13 protein-coding genes are annotated in these 16,125 nt (G+C 44.1%); 7 read left to right on the top strand and 6 right to left on the bottom strand.

Annotated elements, in window-relative coordinates; translation table 11 throughout:
- Nucleotides 1–18: 18 nt before the first annotated feature.
- Complete coding sequence (gcvA, locus tag sps_RS09000; protein ID WP_077752224.1) at nucleotides 19–909, bottom strand: transcriptional regulator GcvA; 891 nt, start codon at nucleotides 907–909, stop codon at nucleotides 19–21.
- Between the two features lie 127 nt (nucleotides 910–1,036).
- Between gcvA and sps_RS08995 the strand changes: the two genes are divergently transcribed.
- Complete coding sequence (locus tag sps_RS08995) at nucleotides 1,037–1,816, top strand: TSUP family transporter (RefSeq protein WP_077752223.1); 780 nt, start codon at nucleotides 1,037–1,039, stop codon at nucleotides 1,814–1,816.
- 89 nt (nucleotides 1,817–1,905) lie between these two features.
- On the top strand, nucleotides 1,906–2,274 hold the full coding sequence (locus sps_RS08990; RefSeq protein ID WP_077752222.1) for a tautomerase family protein: 369 nt from the start codon (nucleotides 1,906–1,908) through the stop codon (nucleotides 2,272–2,274).
- A 106-nt stretch (nucleotides 2,275–2,380) separates the two neighbouring features.
- Here sps_RS08990 and sps_RS08985 read toward each other — a convergent pair whose 3' ends face one another.
- Complete coding sequence (locus sps_RS08985; RefSeq protein WP_077752221.1) at nucleotides 2,381–3,631, bottom strand: valine--pyruvate transaminase; 1,251 nt, start codon at nucleotides 3,629–3,631, stop codon at nucleotides 2,381–2,383.
- Nucleotides 3,632–3,915: 284 nt separating this feature from the next.
- Between sps_RS08985 and sps_RS08980 the strand changes: the two genes are divergently transcribed.
- The 4 genes from sps_RS08980 (at nucleotide 3,916) to sps_RS08965 (ending at nucleotide 12,682) form a co-directional block, all read left to right on the top strand.
- Nucleotides 3,916–5,061, top strand: a complete 1,146-nt coding sequence (locus tag sps_RS08980; protein ID WP_077752220.1) for an exonuclease SbcCD subunit D — start codon at nucleotides 3,916–3,918, stop codon at nucleotides 5,059–5,061.
- Nucleotides 5,058–8,114: an AAA family ATPase gene (locus sps_RS08975; protein ID WP_077752219.1), complete on the top strand. Its 3,057-nt coding sequence runs from the start codon at nucleotides 5,058–5,060 to the stop codon at nucleotides 8,112–8,114. Before sps_RS08980 ends, sps_RS08975 begins: the two co-directional genes overlap by 4 nt.
- 329 nt (nucleotides 8,115–8,443) lie before the next feature.
- On the top strand, nucleotides 8,444–9,760 hold the full coding sequence (locus sps_RS08970) for a peptidoglycan DD-metalloendopeptidase family protein (RefSeq protein WP_077752218.1): 1,317 nt from the start codon (nucleotides 8,444–8,446) through the stop codon (nucleotides 9,758–9,760).
- Nucleotides 9,761–10,075: 315 nt separating this feature from the next.
- The gene (locus tag sps_RS08965; RefSeq protein WP_077752217.1) at nucleotides 10,076–12,682 is read left to right on the top strand and encodes a glycoside hydrolase family 3 C-terminal domain-containing protein; all 2,607 of its coding nucleotides are present in this window, start codon (nucleotides 10,076–10,078) and stop codon (nucleotides 12,680–12,682) included.
- 63 nt (nucleotides 12,683–12,745) lie between these two features.
- On the opposite strand, the gene sps_RS28775 is transcribed toward sps_RS08965, so the two are convergent.
- Both sps_RS28775 and sps_RS08960 read right to left on the bottom strand, forming a co-directional pair.
- Nucleotides 12,746–13,072, bottom strand: a complete 327-nt coding sequence (locus sps_RS28775; protein ID WP_237158037.1) for a helix-turn-helix domain-containing protein — start codon at nucleotides 13,070–13,072, stop codon at nucleotides 12,746–12,748.
- A 32-nt stretch (nucleotides 13,073–13,104) separates the two neighbouring features.
- Complete coding sequence (locus sps_RS08960; protein ID WP_237158036.1) at nucleotides 13,105–13,923, bottom strand: hypothetical protein; 819 nt, start codon at nucleotides 13,921–13,923, stop codon at nucleotides 13,105–13,107.
- A gap of 215 nt (nucleotides 13,924–14,138) precedes the next feature.
- Between sps_RS08960 and sps_RS08955 the strand changes: the two genes are divergently transcribed.
- Entirely contained in the window at nucleotides 14,139–14,930 is a 792-nt protein-coding gene (locus sps_RS08955) for a substrate-binding periplasmic protein (protein ID WP_077755616.1), read from the top strand.
- An 81-nt stretch (nucleotides 14,931–15,011) separates the two neighbouring features.
- Here the strand turns inward: sps_RS08955 and sps_RS08950 are convergent, their stop codons facing one another.
- Complete coding sequence (locus sps_RS08950) at nucleotides 15,012–15,521, bottom strand: M48 family metallopeptidase (RefSeq protein ID WP_077752216.1); 510 nt, start codon at nucleotides 15,519–15,521, stop codon at nucleotides 15,012–15,014.
- 87 nt (nucleotides 15,522–15,608) lie between these two features.
- Nucleotides 15,609–16,067 carry a DUF3010 family protein gene (locus tag sps_RS08945; protein ID WP_077752215.1) on the bottom strand — a complete coding sequence of 153 codons (459 nt, stop codon included), beginning with the start codon at nucleotides 16,065–16,067 and terminating at the stop codon, nucleotides 15,609–15,611.
- Nucleotides 16,068–16,125 lie beyond the last annotated feature (58 nt).

The following is a 16,125-nucleotide window of genomic DNA, read 5'->3' as shown; positions in this document are numbered from 1 at the left end:
TTATGTTTAATATTCTGGCTACGAGCTACGGTAGGGGGCAAAAATCTCTAATAACCAATTAATAAACGCTTGGGCTTTTAGTGGCAGATTACTCGATTTTGGGGTCAGCACGTAGTAAGTGTAGGGACTGGTGAACCCTGTATCGAAGGGGATCACTAAGCTCCCATCGGCTAACTGATCTTCGATAAAAAATCTTGGGATAAGTGCGACTCCCATGCCTCCAGCCGCAGCTTGGCTAAGCATATAGAAATGTTCCATACCAAATTTCTTATCTGTGGTCAGAGACAAGCCAACCTGCTGTGACCAGTACGGCCAAAGCTCAGGTCTGGTCGTGTGCTTAAGCAAGGTCATCTTATTGATGTCTTCGACTGTGTTAAGTTGCTCTGCTATTTGAGGAGAACAAACCAAGCAGAGATCTTCATCCATCAGTTTGATAAAGTTGGCGTCCGTCGGCTCATGTTGGGCACTTCTGATGGCGATATCACAGCGGCTAATATTAAAATCGACCGCAAAATCACCGATGGAAAGATCCACATAAAGATGAGGATAGCGCCGTTTGAATTCCTCCATGCGGGGAATAAGCCAATTAATGGTGAGGCTAGGCAAGACGTTGATAGAGAGTGTTTGTGCTCGCATCTGTTGTGACTTTATCTCATCGGTTGCATGGTTTATGGTCTGCAGTGCCGATTGCACTTGTGTTAGATAGCGCTGGGCATCATCTGTAAGCAATAACTTTCTATGCTGACGAATGAACAAGGGGACGCCTACAAATGATTCCAATCCCTTGATCTGTTTGCTGATGGCTCCATGAGTAACAAAAAGCTCGTCGGCCGCTTTGCTAAAACTCAAGTGCCTTGCAGCAGATTCAAAAGCCAAGAGCGAATTGAGAGGAGGAAGAGGTGAGTGCATCATGTCTCCATTGACTATTTGTGTGAGAATATCTCACCCTAAGTGGACGATAACTCCTTTGCGCATCTTGTGCAAATATCGTCTAATAGCGCCATTATTGAGACCTTATCTTTTGTGAGATTTATTTATGCCATTCGAATTATCCTATGAACTTATCGCACTCTTGTTCGGCGTGGCCATGCTCGCAGGCTTTATCGACGCAATTGCCGGAGGCGGCGGTTTAATTACTATTCCAGCGCTCATGTGGGCAGGTCTTCCCCCTACTGCTGCATTGGCGACCAATAAGCTGCAAGCCTGTGGTGGAAGTTTCTTTGCCAGTCTCTATTTCGTGCGTAAAGGCATGGTGAAACTCACAGAAATGAAGTTGGCCATAGCGTGTGCTTTCGTCGGAGCCGCGCTCGGTACCATAGCCGTACAGATGATCGATACGGCTTTCTTAGAGACATTATTACCCTTCTTAATTTTAGGCATCGGTGGCTACTTTTTGTTTTCAAAGAAGATCAGCGAAGAAGACAGACATCAAGTTGTTACACCAGTCATGTTTGGTTTTACCGCTGCATTCGGTGTGGGGCTATATGATGGATTTTTTGGACCTGGCACTGGTAGTTTCTTCGCATTAGCCTTTGTTTCATTGGCTGGTTTTGGTCTTGCTAAAGCCACTGCTCATGCGAAAGTGCTGAACTTTTCGACTAATATCGCTTCACTCATCTTCTTTGCCATCGGTGGTAAGGTGTTTTGGATACTCGGAGGTATTATGCTTGTCGGCCAGGCAATCGGCGCCACTTTAGGCTCTCGTATGGTTGTTACCAAAGGAACAAAAATCATCAAGCCACTGGTAGTGACTATGTCTATCGCCATGAGTGTGAAGCTACTGTCGACTCAATATGATCTGTTTGCTTGGGTTTAATCACGACGCGGAGCTTCTATCTTATGGCTGGTTTGAGAAAATTAGAAGGCTCGGTAATAAATTGTTATGCACAAAAGGAATAAATTAATATGCCCCATGTAGAAATAAAATACTCTGATGATTTAGATATCGATACCAACAAGGTGTTTGATCTTGTAGAGTTCATCATCAACTCGCAGGATGCAAGTGCTGGTGTATGTAAATCAAGAGCCTATCCATGCTCTCAGTACAAATACCCTCACGTACTTATAATCGTATCTTTATTAACTAAGCCACATCGAGACCAAGAATTTACCAACACATTAAGTGAGAAAATAGCAAAAGAAGTGAAAAAGGAGTTTAAACAAAGCCTGTATTTTTCACTAAACATTGAATATAGCACAGCTAATTACACTACAAATGTTCATCTTGTCGAAGGGGATAAACTACAGAGTATGGAAGATAATCCTATCAGCTAACAGATTTCACCCATTGAGTTTATACAGGGACTAGCCTTAAGGTAAACTTAGCTTTGGTATACGGCCAAGCTAAGTTTGCTCCCTGTAGTTCAGAATGAAGATTTACTTATCTTTCAGCATAAGCCTTGGTGACTTCTTCGGCGATAATGGCAACTCCCGCACGCATCTTGGCTTCATCTTGGACATAGTTCATTCGCAAACATTGATGAGCGTGATCCCAGTCTTCCTTTTGTCCAAAGAAAAAGTACTCTCCGGGCACGATCAATACACCTCGAGCCTTTAACCTGGCATAAAGCGCCATCGTGGGGATCGGCAACTCATCGAACCATAACCAGAGGAAGATAGCGCCTTCAGGCTTATGAATTTTAAATCTGCTATCACTAATAGATTGCTGTAATAAAGACACTGCAAACTCTGACTTTTCTTTATAGAAAGGTTTGATTACCGTTTCGCTTAAACGCAGCAGATCGCCGGAATCTATCATATGCCTGGCGATTGCAGGGCCGAATCCTCCGGGGGCTAGACTAATAATGCCATTAAGATTGGTCAGTGCCTGAGTGATCGTCTCATTGGCGATCACTATGCCGCAACGCACTCCGGGAAGTCCAAGTTTTGACAAACTCATGCATAAGATGGTGTTGCTGTTCCAAAACGGAGTCACCTCTTCGAAGATGATATTAGGGAAAGGCGTACCATAGGCATTATCTATGATGAGGGGGATGCCCTTTTCACGTGCCAACTGATCCAACTTAGAGATTTCTGTGTCGGTTAACACATTGCCTGTGGGATTCGTTGGGCGTGAAACACAAATGGCAGCCACTGAATCATCGACTTCCAGACGCTCAAAGTCCACATGATATTTAAACATGCGGTTATCTAACAACTCGATATCTGGCCGATAGGAGACAAAAATATCATCATCCAAGCCCGCATCACTGTATCCTATGTATTCAGGTGCCAAAGGCAAGAGTATTTTCTTATGGCTGCCATCAAGTTGTTTTCCCGCCAGTAAGTTAAACAGATAGAAGAAAGCACTTTGGCTACCGTTGGTCAGACTGATGTTTTTCTCGCTGATATCCCAGCCATAAGTATCTCGTAACTGGCCTGCTAAGGCTGTTAGAAAGCTATCTTTACCTTGGGGGCCATCATAGTTACCTAATGCCGAAACTAGCTCCCCATTAGCAAGCATCTCAGTGGTTGCTTGGTGAAAGTAATCCTGCATCGCCGGAATTGTCGCAGGGTTGCCACCACCTAACATAATGGCGCCAGGTGTACGTAGCCCTTCATTGAGATCATCCATCAGACGGGTGATCCCTGAGTAACGATTAAATTTTTCACCAAACTTTGAAAACTGCATGACCCTAATACCTAAAACCGTAATTGCTTATGAATGCCTGTAGTAACAATTTTTAGTGAGAAACGCACTCATTATTTGATTTTTTTGTGACTAATTTGGAATATCTCATGTTTTATTCGGAAAATAGTAAAATATTCATCAGTTAGGCACTTAGAGGTGTTCTCATACAAGTGATCCTATTTGTTATCTGGCAAGAGCCTTTGTTCTTGTGAAAAGGGTCGAGTTTTCTTACTATAGCAAAATAGAAACTCTCCACTATCTCCCTCATTTTTAAACGAGAATGCATGAAATTTATCCACACTTCTGACTGGCATATCGGCAGGCAGCTTCATAATCAGAATCTGCTCGACGATCAGCGCTTCGTTTTAAATCAGATCGTTGAATTTGCTGTCGAACATGACGTCGACGGCGTAATTATTGCCGGTGACATCTATGACCGATCCATTCCGCCAGCCAATGCAGTGGCGCTGCTCGATGAGGTAGTGAATCGTCTCGTTAATGAGCTTAAAATCCCCATTATCATGATAGCGGGTAATCATGATGGCCATGAGCGTCTGGGTTTTGCTTCGAGACAGATGATTGATAGTGGTTTACACATCATCGGCCCACTGAGTAAGGATATTGCAGCCATTACTCTCTCGGGTAAAAATGGTGATGCTGTGTTTTATGGCTTGCCCTACGCCGACCCCGCCACTGTGCGCCATGTGTTCGATTGTGAGTTGAGTAGTCATGAAGAGGCGATGGCTAAATTGCTTGAGCAAGTACATGACCACGATAGTCAAGGCTTACCCAAAGTCGTGATTAGCCACTGCTTCCTCGATGGCGGCAGTGAGTCTGAATCTGAACGTCCATTGAGTATAGGCGGCGCAGATAAAATCTCCCCAAGCTTATTTACTCCGTTTAATTATACGGCGCTGGGTCATCTTCATGGGCCTCAGTATAAGGGAGCTGAGCATGTCAGGTATTCAGGCTCCATGCTTAAGTACTCTTTCAGTGAGCAACATCAGCATAAATCGGTCACCTTGGTCGAGTTAGATGATGCAGGTCAGGCGAGCTTCGAGTTATTGCCACTGGCTGCGATGAGAGATGTGCGTATCATCGAAGGAGAGCTGGCTGAGTTACTCGAGCAAGGAAAAACAGATCTGAATCGTGAAGATTACCTGATGGTGAGACTGTTAGATAAAACTGCCATTTTAGATGCCATGGGTAAGCTTAGAGGCGTTTATCCTAATGTACTTCACCTGGAACGTACGGGCTTGATGGCAGATAATGGCAAAGTGGAACTAAGCCGGGATCATATCAAGAAGGGGGAGTTAGATATGTTCAGTGACTTCTTCTCTCAGGTATTTGGTGAGTCAATGACTGAGGCCCAACAACAGGCGATGACCGCGGCGATTGATGAGTTACACAAAGTGGAGAATGCATCATGAGGCCATTAAAGCTGGTGATGTCGGCCTTTGGTCCCTTCGCATCGACTCAGGAAACCGATTTTTCGGCGCTGGGCACAAATCCATTATTCTTGATCAATGGGCCGACTGGTGCGGGTAAAACGACGCTTTTGGATGCCATCTGTTTTGCCCTGTATGGCAAGACCACAGGTGATGAACGTGAAGGCAGTCAAATGCGCTGCGACTTGGCTGTAGACAGTCTACTCACTGAGGTGACTTTTAGTTTTGCCTTAGGTGATATTCAATACCACATCCGCCGGGTACCCGAGCAGCAAAGAATCAAGAAAAGTGGTGATGGTTACACAGTGCAGAAACCTGAGGCTCAGTTGTATCGTATCGACAGTGACGGTAACGAACATCTGCTGGTGGCGAGTAAGGTGTCAGAAGCGACCGCTGAAATAGAGCAACTAACAGGCCTAGATGCTGATCAGTTCCGTCAGGTAATGGTGCTGCCTCAGGGCAAGTTCCGCGAACTCCTGATGGCGGACTCTAAAGACAGAGAGAAGATATTCAGCCAGCTATTTCAGACTCAAATTTATCGCAAGATTGAAGATAAGCTCAAGTTTCAGGCTTCTGCCATCCGCACCGCAGTGCGTGATCATCGTAATAGACGGGATGGCATGTTGCACAATATTGCCCTCGAGTCAGATGAGGCGTTAAACGCTGAGCTTGCACTGGCATCGCCCGAGTTAGCGATTGCCTTAGAGAACAAAGATAAGGCGACTTCGGCGCTTATTGAAATAAGTAAGCGGCTTGAATCATCTAAGTTGCTGGTCAATGATTTTGACGTTCAGGATAAATTAAAACAGTCAGCGATATTACTGGCCGAGAAAAAAAAGGATATTGATCAACACCAATTCAGACTTGAGAGTGGGCACAAAGCTCTGCAGCTTAAGCCGGTTGTTGATGTGCTGGTGGCAAGGGAGTCTGAACTGGATCAGGCTCAAGATGTGGTAACTAGGACTCAATCTGCAAAACAATTGAGTGAACAGGCATTAACTCTTAGCCAAGCCAAGTTCGACAGCTTAGGTGAGTTAGAGCTGAAATTACAGCAAGCCCAGAATGATGAACTGCAATTACATGCCTTATTCCCTCAACTTCAGGGACTAGAAAGCCAGCAAAAAGAGCTAAGCGCAGCATCACTTGAACTCAATCAAGCTAAAGATAAAGGCACTAAGGCGAAGTCAGCGTTAGATGCATTAACCTTAGATAAGCAAGCCGCCGAGCAACGTGTTCCTCAGTTAGAGCAAGTCGCAGGTGAGCAGGTCAATGCTCAGCAAGCCCTCACTTCACAAAGCGACTTGATTGAGCGTTACCAGCTGTGGCAACAGGCTAGTTTAGAAGCGGGGAAAACAGAGCGGCTCCTAGGACACGCTCAAGAGAAGGGACAAGCGTTACGCTTGAGTTTTACCCAAGCTCAAACTCATAATCGACAATTACAGCTTGTTTGGCATCGCGGTCAGGCGGCGAGTTTGGCCATACAGCTTAAAGCTGGGGATCCATGTCCCGTGTGTGGTAGTGAGGAGCATCCAAACCCTACCAGGAGTGAGCAAATACTGCCGACAGAAGATGGGTTGCAACAAGCGCAGCGCAATGAAGAGTTGGCAAATGAGTCATTAAATCAAGCTAGAGCCGAGTATTCAGGTTTAAAGACTAAGCACCTGGAGCAGTCGCGACAAGTCGGTGATTATCAATATAAGCTAGGCGAACAGGCATCTCAGACCCTGGAGTCGCTTCAATCCCATTGGCAGCTGTTACAGCAGCAGGTGAGTCAGGCAAATGCAGCTGCGCAGCAACTGACTGAGCTTAGGCTGCAGTTGCAAACTTGGCAGTTCAAAGAGCAGGAGCTTAGAATTGTGCTCGAGACTGAACGGGAGCTATACCAAGCAGTGCAAACTCGCGTCGCTTCTCTTCAGGGCCAGTTAGAGCAAGCATCAGCATCAATACCCGATGAATATCGTAGTTTAGATGCGCTTAATGCCGCAATTAACCGAGCACAATCCAGCGTTGCAGGTTTTAAGAAGCAGATCCAAGATATTCGTCAATCACATACTCAAGCGGTGGAGCAAAATGCGGCACATGGCGCGGCATTGATAGCTGTCGAGTCCAGTTTAGTGCAGGCAAAAGATCAAAGTGAAAAGGCGAAAGTCGAGCTTGAGGCTCAATTAGCAATGTCTGGATTCAGTGATAAACAGGCGTTAATTCAAGCCCTGTTATCCGGTGAAGAATCACAGCAAATAGCCGATGAAATAGCTCTGTACCAGAAGGAGTGTGTCGCCAATCAGACGACCCTTGTTCAAATAAACGATAAGCTTGACGGGAAAGTTAAGCCAGATTTAACAGACATAGAGGCTGGTTTATCCACTAGCCAAACTGAGCAACAAGAAGCTGAGCATAGATGGCAGACTATACAGAGCAGAGTGACTCAACTTATTGAGACTCAAAAGCAGCTGAGTGATGCAGACGCACAAGCTAAGAAGTTAGAGGATGAATACGCCGTTATCGGTACTTTATCTGATGTTGCCAATGGACAGACGGGCAACAAGATAAGCTTACAGCGCTTTGTGTTAAGTGTGCTGCTAGATGATGTGCTGCTAGAAGCGAGTCATCGGCTGCAGCTGATGAGTAAAGGCCGTTATCGTCTGTTACGCAAAGAGGATCGTGCAAAAGGCAATAAGGCCTCGGGGCTTGAGCTTGAAGTCGAAGATGCTTATACCTCTAAGGTTCGCCCTGTGGCGACCCTGAGTGGCGGTGAGAGTTTTATGGCGGCGCTTTCTATGGCATTGGGTTTATCTGAAGTTGTGCAGGCCTATGCCGGGGGAATTAAGCTAGATACCCTGTTTATCGATGAGGGCTTTGGCAGCTTAGATCAAGACTCACTGGATTTAGCTATCCGCACCTTGATGGATTTGCAATCTTCCGGCCGCATGATAGGGGTGATCTCCCATGTATCCGAGATGAAGGAGCAGATAGGCACCCGCATCGATATCATAAAGACTGCTGTTGGCAGCGAAACGGCCATAGTACTGCCGTAGTATGATTAGCGCTTTCTGAATGCTGGATAACTAATGCATTAGTTCTGTTGAAACGAATGGCTCTAATGCAATAAAAATCACATTAAGAATAATTATTCAAAATTTTCTAGCCGATCAGTTTGTACTTTGGCTTAATTTTGGTATAAATTATCTCGATTGCTTATCCCTGTGGATAAACAATCCAAATTTATACAAATGTAACAAAACCGTGTGTCATGCCTTGATATAACAACACTTATGTCACTAACACCAATAATGGATGACACTTTATTGACAGGATAGCTCCGGTTTTTTGTGCTAAAACAAAATAAGTAAGATGGGGCTTCAAGTTGCAAACGGGTAAATTTTCATTTTTTAAGGTTTCTTTTTTAAAGTCACCCCTATCGAATATTCAGGCATTCTTGTCTTTACAAGAGTCTAGTTTTCACAAGAAAGTCATGCTCGGCGGGGGGCTACTTATTGCCGCTGCCATTCTATGGCCCACGAATAAGGAATCACTACCACAACGCATTCCGATCGATTTAGATATCGAGTCAGTGATTGATCAGCTTAAGCCGACTACTCCAGTAGAAAGTGTCATCACACGGCCAGATTTTATTCATCAGATCACTAGTGGTGATACGCTCAGTGGTCTATTCATGCAGGCTAGCGTGGATCAGCAAACCATGCATCGTGTTTTAGAGGCCGACTTGAATGTGTTGGCATTAGATACGTTAAAGCCTGGTAACCAAATAAAGTTCTGGCTCGATGACAAGGGAGAGCTTGAAAAGTTAGAACTCTACTTTTCTGCGGCACGTCAGGTGGTGTTTACTCGTTTCGATGACGGTAGTTACAATGTCGAAGAGAACAATATCGAAGGGATCTGGCGCAATCGTAATGTCTCAGGTGAGATCCATGGTTCTTTCTATGTTTCGGCCAAGAAGATAGGTTTAAATGCTGGAGAGATCCAACGTATCGAATCCCTGCTAAAAGAGAAACTTAATTTTGCTCGGGATCTACGTGCCGGTGACCGATTCTCGGTATTGATGAATGATCAGTTTATCGATGGCACGGCTACAGGTGCCAGTGATATCTTAGGTATCACGATTCATCGTGGCCGCAGTGATATTACCGCTTTTCAAAACAGCGACGGTAACTTTTACGATGATAAGGGCCGTAGCCTGTCACGTGCATTTCAGCGTATTCCTTTGTTGAAGAATTACCGGATTAGTTCACGCTTTAATCGTCATCGCCATCATCCTGTGACAGGGCGAATATCCCCTCATAATGGTACTGATTTCGCGACGCCAATTGGTACTAAAGTCATCGCTCCCGGTGACGGAATCGTCTCTCTGGTGACTGATCATAGATATGCCGGTAAGTATGTGGTGATAGAGCATGGTAATAAGTATCGAACTCGCTATTTGCACTTGTCGAAAGCCTTAGTTCATAAAGGCCAACGTGTTACTCGTGGCCAGGTTATAGCACTTTCAGGGAACACCGGGCGCATAACCGGCCCGCATCTTCATTATGAGTTCCATGTTAATGGTCGTCCTGTGAACCCCATGACAGCTAATATTCCTATGTCCAGTAAGCTGTCTAAAAAGCAGATGACTGAGTTTGAGCAACTGGTCAAGGTTCGCAAGATGATGATGGGCCAAGTTTAAGCTTATTATTTGATTTACGCTTTCAATGAAATGAATGACAAAAAATATCAGCCAATGGCTGATATTTTTTGTCCTACTTTTGGTGCTTATATTCATATCTATAGATCATCGCTAGATTTTATTACGAAGAGGTTATATTTTTATCTTTAAATAACAAGTGATTATAAGTTCAACTTTCTCCATGTATAAAGTTGAACGTTTAAATTAACTCACTTGTCTGTGTTTAGTCGAGTGTGTTCAGTCTGTTTGATATTTTAGGTTAACAAGTTTTTCTTTCGCTATGAAAGAGCTTAAATAACAATAAAAGGCGAACAGATGAAGTTACAAGGCATTATTCTTCCTATAGCACTGACTGCACTAGCAGCTTGCAACAATAGCCAAAACACTCAAGAACTAAGCCCTCAAAAACTCAGCCCTCAGAAACAAGATGCTCACCAAGCTGTCAGTCAGGCCAAGCAAGATGATGAAAGGCTAGCTGAGAGGCTTGCAACAGTGGAAACGCGAGTGGAGGCATTGCTTGCTCTGCTGACTCTAGAGGAGAAAATCTCCTTAACCCATGCCAATGCTAAATTCTCAATCGCGTCCATCGAACGACTAGGGATCCATGAAATGTGGATGTCTGATGGTCCACATGGGGTGCGTCATGAGATAGAGCGTTATAGCTGGAATTCAGCCAATTGGAAAGATGACTACTCGACATACCTTCCACCGCTCACCGCTGTGGCGGCCAGTTGGGATCCTGCAATGGCGACCCTTCACGGTAATGTGCTGGGTAGTGAGGCTCGTCATCGCAGAAAAGATGTGATCTTAGGCCCTGGAGTTAACTTGGCTCGCTTGCCATTGTACGGGCGCAATTTTGAATACTTGGGTGAAGATCCCTATTTAGCGGCTAAGCTGGTGGTCCCACAAGTTAAAGCTATTCAGCGTAACGATGTTGCCGCCTCAGTTAAACATTATGCACTTAATACTCAAGAGCTTAATCGTACTGGCGTCGATGCTAAACCCGACGAGCGTACATTGCGAGAGATCTACCTTCCGGCTTTTGAAGCGGCAGTGAAAGAGGGCAACACTCAAACTATCATGGGATCTTATAATCGTTACTATGGCACCAATGTTAACCAGAGTAAGCACTTGGTAATGGATATCTTAAAAGGAGAGTGGGGTTATAAAGGTATTTTGCTCACCGACTGGAATGTTGATATTAATACCTATGATGCCGCTATGAACGGTCTCGATATCGAAATGGGCACAAATGTCAAAAATTATGATGATTATTTTTTGGCTCAACCTCTGCTGGAGATGATTGAGTCCGGCAAGGTGCCCTTAGCCGTACTGGATGACAAAGTCAGGCGTATCCTTAGGGTGCAGCTGACCATAGGCATGATGGATAAGAAGCGTTTGTCCGGTCAGCGCAATATTACGGAGCATCATCAGGCGGCGCGGGACATTATCGCTAACGCAGTTGTGCTTTTAAAAAATGAAGATCAGGTGCTGCCGCTTAATGAGGACAAGATTAAGACAATATTGGTTCTAGGCCCAAATGCTGAGATGCTCCATAGTCAAGGTGGTGGTTCATCTGAAGTAAAGTCGCTCTATGAAATCTCACCAGTACAAGGGCTCAAAGATAGATTCGGTGACAAGGTTGAAATAACGGTAATGAGAGCACAAAGCGGTGCGGCGGTGTCGCCCATTGCCACCGATTATATGGCGGTTCGCCATTGGACGGGAACTCCCCAATGGGAGCTGACACGCTTTGTTGATCGCCTGCATCAAAAAATACTAAGAGCCGATGATTGGATAGCCAATTCAGCTTATCGAGTCAGCGAGCCTGGACAGGCCGAGTATGTGCAACTAAGCACTCTAATTAAGCCTCTAGCCACAGGAAGTCATAAATTACAATTAGCACTGGATGGTCAGGCAAGCTTATCCATCGACGGTAAGCAGGTACTCACACATCAAAGCGAATCTTTAACCATTATCGAACATTCGATAATGCTCAACGCGGGCCAAGGATATCATTTCGAACTTAATTATAACGGCAGTGGCAGTGTGGTTCTGGGGTGGGAAGCCCCTAGTGCCTTGTTTACTCCTGAGAGTGAGTACTTAGCCGCGGCTAAATCGGCTGATGCGGTGATTTACTTTGGCGGCTTATCTCATGCAGATGACAGAGAAGCCATAGACAGAGCCGATATGAAGCTACCCAATGGTCAAGATAAAGTTATTGCTAAGCTTATCGCCACTAATCCTGATACTGTCGTTTTCTTAAATGGTGGCTCGGCGGTAGAGATGCCCTGGGCGCAGCAGGCCAAAGCCATAGTTTGGGGCTGGTATGGGGGCATGGAGGCAGGTAACGCCTACGTCGATATTCTATTTGGAGATGTTAACCCTAGTGGCAAGATGCCCATAACCTTGCCGGTTAAGCTTGCTGATACTGCGCCTATCGCACTGGATGACTACAATGCCGTTGAGTCCCTTTATAAGGAGGGAGTGTTTATCGGTTATCGCTGGTTTGAACAGCAAAATATTAAGCCACTATTTCCCTTTGGTCATGGTCTGTCTTATACCCAGTTTGAATACAGTGATATTAAGCTTTCTTCGGCTAGTTTCGAGGAAGATGCCAGTCTGACTGTAACCGTTAAGGTGACCAACACAGGTAAGCGAGATGGCAGTGAAGTTGTGCAGCTTTACCTTCACGATATTGATGCTAGTGTGCCTCGTCCCATTAAAGAGCTTAAAGGCTTTAGTAAAATTGCACTTAAAGCGGGTGAAAGTGGTGAAATATCGATAACTCTTAATCAACGCGACCTGTCTTTTTGGGATGTCAAAACCAATAACTGGTTAGCTGAGCCTGGAGAGTTTGAGGTGATGTTAGGATCATCGGTGGAAGATATACGTCAAAAAGCGAGATTTACTTATCGCTAACTTTCACTCCTTATCATGCAGCTAGTTTTAGCAATCAGGCTAGCTGCACTTTGTTAGTTTTAGTTAAGTGATTTTTTGTGTAGCTTGGCGGTAATTTTTTCGATATTGAGTTGGGGTCAACCCTAGCGTTTTTTTAAAGAAAGTATTGAAAGTCGCTTTACTGTTAAACCCGGCTTGTTCCATGATCTGTAACATAGTCGTGTTGGTATTTTCATTTTGTTCCAGGAGTCGTTTGCTTTCATCGATACGATAACTGTTGATAAATTCAAAGAAATTCTGTTTGAAATGTCGATTTATAATCTGAGACAGGGAGCGCGATGTCAAGTCTAATTGATTCGCCAGGTTCTCGAGAGTGAGCAAGTGATTGAGATAAGGCTTATTGGTTTTCATATACTCTAACACCATGTTTATCGTCTCAATATCTATGGTTTTTTATCCAGCGTTGCTGTGTCTTTTTTATCGGCCTCTATGCCTTTAAAGACACTGGAAAAGCTAAGACTAAAGAAAATAAGTACGCTGATTAGCAGAAGTACGGTGTAATTTGAGGCTAATCCTAAGAACTCATAATCGATAATAAGGTCGAACTCGAATGTAGAGAACATGGCAAGTGAAACTAATATTGCATCGGTACGTATAAAGAGAAAGCCTATGACCAGAATTTTAAGCCATGTCAGATCTACCTCCTCGATGTTGGCAAACTTATCTTTGATCTTCGTCTGATAGCGCTGTAATTCAATCAGGCAGAGCACACCACAGAACAAGCGGAAGCACTCTCTGAATAGGCCTATAAAACGAGTATACAGGGGCTCTTCTGCCACTTGGTAGTTGTTTAGTATTGCCATTTTGCTTGAGTGGTCCACTAGGTACCAGATGTTAATTTGATAAAAACAGTAAAGCAAAAATGGCACAAATAGCAATGCATCTTGTTGTTGTAATTTGAACTCTTTATAAATCAGTGAGCGGACATAAAACAGTAGCAGTACGGCCTCTAACCAATAGGCATGACCAAAAACGTAAAAAATATTGGGAGATATATCGATGACATAGGCTCTGAATGCAGCGCCATAATTGATTAAGGTATCGAGAGGGATTGCGACATATGACAGGAGAAACAGCGCCAAGAGGGTATTGCTCTGTTTATTTCCTTGCTTGAAAGTGAGTAGAAAGAAAGCGAATAATGCGCACTGATATAGGGTGATCAGCAGTACGATATCGTGGGTGTTAAACAGCACAGTATTCATGAACCATCCCTTAAGCTTTTATTATTTTTTATGCTTATATGGCGTTTATATTAGCGAGAAAGCGCTTACATGTCTGTGGCCGCCGAGATTTTTTTGTTGCAGTTTTTATTTGTATTGCCAGATATCGGCTCTGCTTAAGTTTGATATGAACAGCAAGATCACAGGGGGGAGCATGTATACTGATATCAATGGGCTCATATCTTGGTTTCTCATCTATGAACTTGACGTTAAATCACCTGTTTAAAATATCATCTGGCTTACTGCTGTTGGTTTGCTTGTCGATACAATCTGAGCCACTCGTCATCGCTTCGAGCGAGGGGCCTCCTCATACGATCGATGATATTCATCACGGTATCGATCTTGATATTGTCGAGGCGGTACTCAGACGGCTTGGATATGAAGTCGACTATCAGTTTATGGGCTTGAAACGGGCTAAGCGTGAAGTTGAGATGGGGCGTGTGGATGTTAGTGCACCTATCTTTATGCAGTCTGATGTCGCTGGCAGTTATATTTCATCACCCATAGTGCAATATCAACCTATGGTGTTCTCCCTTAAGAGCGCAAACCTTGCGCCTGCATCAATTTTAGATATGCAAGGGCATAGCGTGGTGACCTTTCAGGGAGCACCTGGCTATTTTGGTGCCGATTTCGAGGTACTTGCCGAGGGAGAATATTACACTGAGCTTACGGATATGGAGGCTATTTCAGAGTTATTGGCCAAAGGGCGCTATGATTTTGCCGTGCTCGACAAATACATTTTTTATTATTTCTATCGGCTCAATGAAAAGTCCAGAGACGTGTCTATTTTCACTGAGCATAAATTGATTGCACCAGTCGCTGCCAGTGCCGCTTTTCATAATGAATCTCTTAGAGATGCGTTTAATCGAGAGTTGCCTAAGTTTATGGAGAGTGAGGAATATAAACAGATCTTCGAGCGCTACTTAGGCTCTGCGCTCTTGTCATCTGAGCCAACTAAATTTCATAATCCTGACGAAATTCCATTATAAAATAACTTGTGCATGAAACCTTGTCTTTATATGGATTGGTATCGCAATCAAGATAACTTAAGTCAAATGACATGATGGCAATTAAGTGTAAGGGTTTTGATTATGTTCGACTAAGGTCAACAGTAGCCTGAGATCAAACTCCAACTGATGGTAATCTCCCTCCATATGGCAGCAGAGCTGATAGAAGGCCTTGTTGTGATCTTTCTCTTTCAGGTGGGCTAGCTCGTGAACCACCACCATACGTAGTAGCGATTCAGGGACACGCTTCAACCGTGATGAAATGCGAATTTCATTCTTCGCCTTAGTCTTGCGTCCTTGTGCCCGAGATACGAAGGAGTGTAATCCCAGAGCCTGATGGCTGAGGGATATTTTATCATCATATTGAATCTTCGATAGGGGCTGAGATTTCCGTAGGTAACGGTTTTTAATCTCGATGGTGTAATCGTATAGAGCCTTGTCGGTGCGAATATCATGGATTTGGGGATGACGGCTCAGCAGTACAGACTGAAGCTTTCCACTTTCAAGCAAGCTAGAAACTTGATCTTTTATTTCTTGGCGATAACCGTTTAGGTATTTAAGCTGATTTTCCATGAGTTAATCTAATATAAATTATTTTGTTAAGGGCATAAAAAGAGGGCGTTTAGCCCTCATATTAACTTAGCATTTAGTCTAAAAAACTTAGCTTTCTGACTCTTCATTGCCCCAAACATTAAAGATATGCTGGTTGTGATAAGCGTATGCCGCATCAAATGCAGGCTTTTGGAAACGCTTTAGCCCCAGACCTTCGAAATCTACCTGAGGTGGATTTCGCTTCAGACGTTCTTTGACTGTCACTGGTGATATCAAAATAACCGGTAAGTCGAGCAACTGAATGGCGGCTTCGGCCTTGAAGGTGGTAGCACTGCCAGCAAGTTTACCTTTCTGCTCTCGTGAAATGATAACGACTTTATCGACATGGTAATCTTCCATTAGCTTCTTAAAAGCGAATTGAAAATCACGAATCGATTCGGTAGTTTCTGAATGTGAAATGATGAATGATTGCTGACGACAATCAGGTATATTAAATGTCTCACCTTCATAGCTCAATAAGCTAATTACCGCTTCTCCGCCTTTTAATTCTACGCCACAAACTCTCATGTTAACCCTTAAAATATTCTTGACCAAGCGACTTAACCTTAGCCGATAATCGTAATTG

Origin of the sequence: Shewanella psychrophila (genome assembly GCF_002005305.1) — a bacterium.
GTDB lineage: Bacteria > Pseudomonadota > Gammaproteobacteria > Enterobacterales > Shewanellaceae > Shewanella > Shewanella psychrophila.
This window is presented reverse-complemented; position numbering and strand designations above follow the sequence as displayed.